The 2,243-nt window shown below is 59.1% G+C and carries 3 protein-coding genes and 1 pseudogene; 1 reads left to right on the plus strand and 3 read right to left on the minus strand.

Annotated elements, in window-relative coordinates; translation table 11 throughout:
- From Q4Q11_RS31540 to Q4Q11_RS31550, 3 genes and pseudogenes are all read right to left on the minus strand, one after another.
- Positions 1–533 (minus strand): ABC transporter permease subunit (locus Q4Q11_RS31540; RefSeq protein ID WP_498571946.1); only part of this gene is annotated, 533 nt, incomplete at its 3' end.
- Positions 530–1,483 carry an N-acetylglucosamine kinase gene (locus Q4Q11_RS31545; protein ID WP_498571947.1) on the minus strand — a complete coding sequence of 318 codons (954 nt, stop codon included), beginning with the start codon at positions 1,481–1,483 and terminating at the stop codon, positions 530–532. The genes Q4Q11_RS31545 and Q4Q11_RS31540, both read right to left, overlap by 4 nt.
- 110 nt (positions 1,484–1,593) lie before the next feature.
- Positions 1,594–1,773, minus strand: a pseudogene (locus Q4Q11_RS31550) (transposase); the annotation flags it as partial.
- A 52-nt stretch (positions 1,774–1,825) separates the two neighbouring features.
- Here Q4Q11_RS31550 and Q4Q11_RS31555 point away from each other — a divergent pair.
- A partial coding sequence (locus Q4Q11_RS31555; protein WP_498571948.1) for an SDR family NAD(P)-dependent oxidoreductase occupies positions 1,826–2,243 on the plus strand: 418 nt, incomplete at its 3' end.

The raw sequence follows: 2,243 nt of genomic DNA on the forward strand, positions 1-2,243 counted from the left end.
GGCGTATAACCGAGCGCCTTGGCGGCTTCATTTTGGCCGCTATCGACAGCGAGCAGTCCGCCGCGAATGATCTCCGCCATATAGGCCGCCTCATTGAGGCTGAGGGCAAGAAGCGCTGCGACGAAAGCCGTGACGATCGAATTGGTGTCGATGTGGATGGAACCGATATCGATGCTCGGAATGAAAAGCTGGATATTGAACCAGAAGATGATCTGGACCAGCAGCGGCGTGCCGCGGAAGAACCAGATATAAAGGCTTGCGAAACCGGACAGCACCGGATTGGACGCGAGCCGCATCGTGGCGAGAATCGCGCCGGCAACGATGCTGATAATCATCGACAGGACAGTGAAGAGGATAGTCAGCTCGATCCCATCGAGGATCGTCTCGTCGAAGATATATTGAGGTATGGCCGACCAGGCGATGTGACGGCTGGTGGCGACCATGAACACCAGCAATACGACAACGGCGATCAGCACGACCGCGATCATGCGCTGCCCCCAGTTTCGTGCGGGAATGATTTTTTGGGAAGTCATGCGGCTCTCCAATCACCGGCAGTTTTCAGCTCGCCGTCGATATGCGGCACCGGCAAGGTGGCCGGCAGGTCACCGCGGCTGAGCTTGCGGGCGAGCATTATCGCCCCCACCACCGGCGCCTCATTGAGAAGGGTCAGCCTCAGATCAGGCAGACGGTCGCCGAGGGCAGTCTTGAAAGCTGCAAGAAGTCGCGGCTGACGAGCAATGACGCCTCCGCCGGTGACGACATCACCACGCGGCGCACCGCGCTGGATCAATTGCGCCGTTAATGCCGCAAGCGAGACACCGGCATCGACGATGACCTTCTCCGCATAGGCGGAGCCGGCATCGGCCGCCTCGAACACGAGCGGCGCAAACCGGCCTATGCCAGCTGCCGAGCCTATCTTGCCAAGCGCACGCCCTATCTCGATAGGTGATTGAATATCGAGAGCTTCGATGAGGCTCCGGCCGAGCGGGTCAAGCGCTTCACCTTGATCGAGCCCAAAGCGAATGGTCCGAGCAGCCTCCCGTACTAGGCCGCTAGCACTTCCCTCGTCACCAAGATACCAACCCCAACCGCCCGCTGCGATCATTCTTCGCTTGCTATCGCGCGAGACAGCGATTGAACCGGTGCCGCTGATAATGGAAATACCGCTCGTCTTGCCTGCCGCCGGCAAGAGCAATTCGGAGTCGTTGAGAACCAGCACCGTGCCGGGCAAGCGCCGAGCAAGCCGGATCTGCAGAGCTAGCCGATCATCGTCACTGTCACAGCCATGCGCGCCGACCACGGTGATCGTCGGCATGGCGCCTCCCGCTGCGACGATCAGTGAGGCGAGTGCCTCAGCGTCGGCATCTTGGTTGTTCCGTGCCCGCCATGCGGCAGTGTACAAAATCTTCTCGGCAACCCTCTCACCACGCGCCTCAACGAAGAGGTGCGTCTTGGTGCCACCAATATCTATTCCCGCAATCATGCGCGTCCCTTTTCCTTTTGTTAGGCAACTTACCTAATTAAGTGGGACTTTCAAGAGCTTTTCGTGGTCGACTGAGCGACAACGAAATTTCGGGCGAGGGTGTTGCCACACAGGGCCAGAATGCCCTCGCGCGCTTGGCGGCGCCACAAGGAGAGCTGGTGCGCAACACCGTCATGACGGCGCGCGACATCAACAAGACGAACACCAGGTTCAAGGCTTTCCGCCACGATCCGAGCCTTCACATCATCCGGCCAACGCCGGTTACCGAAGATTACGCGGGTATGAGATATTTCCCAGGAACCCTTCCGCCGAAGCTGTCGTTTAGAGACGAGGAGAAGGCCGATGCGATCATCAGTTCCCGTCGTTGTGATTACCGGCGCATCAGCGGGCGTGGGGCGAGCAGTTGTCCGACGCTTCGCTCAAGACCATGCGAAAATCGCCCTCATTGCTCGCGGCGAAGATGGGCTGCGGGCGGCGGCGGAAGAGGTAAGGCATGCTGGCGGCCAAGCCATCATATTGCCGTGCGACGTCTCGGATCACACTGCAATAGAAGCAGCGGCCGATGAAGTGGAAGGAACATTCGGGCCGATCGACATCTGGATCAATGTCGCCTTCGCGGGAATTCTATCGACCTTCATCGACACTGATCCGGAGGATTATAAGCGAGTGACGGAGGTCACATATCTCGGACAGGTCAACGGCACGCGTGCGGCACTGAAAAGGATGCTGCCTCGCAATCGCGGCTCCATCGTTCTTACTG

The sequence above is a fragment of the Rhizobium sp. UFLA01-1127 genome (genome assembly GCF_059803845.1).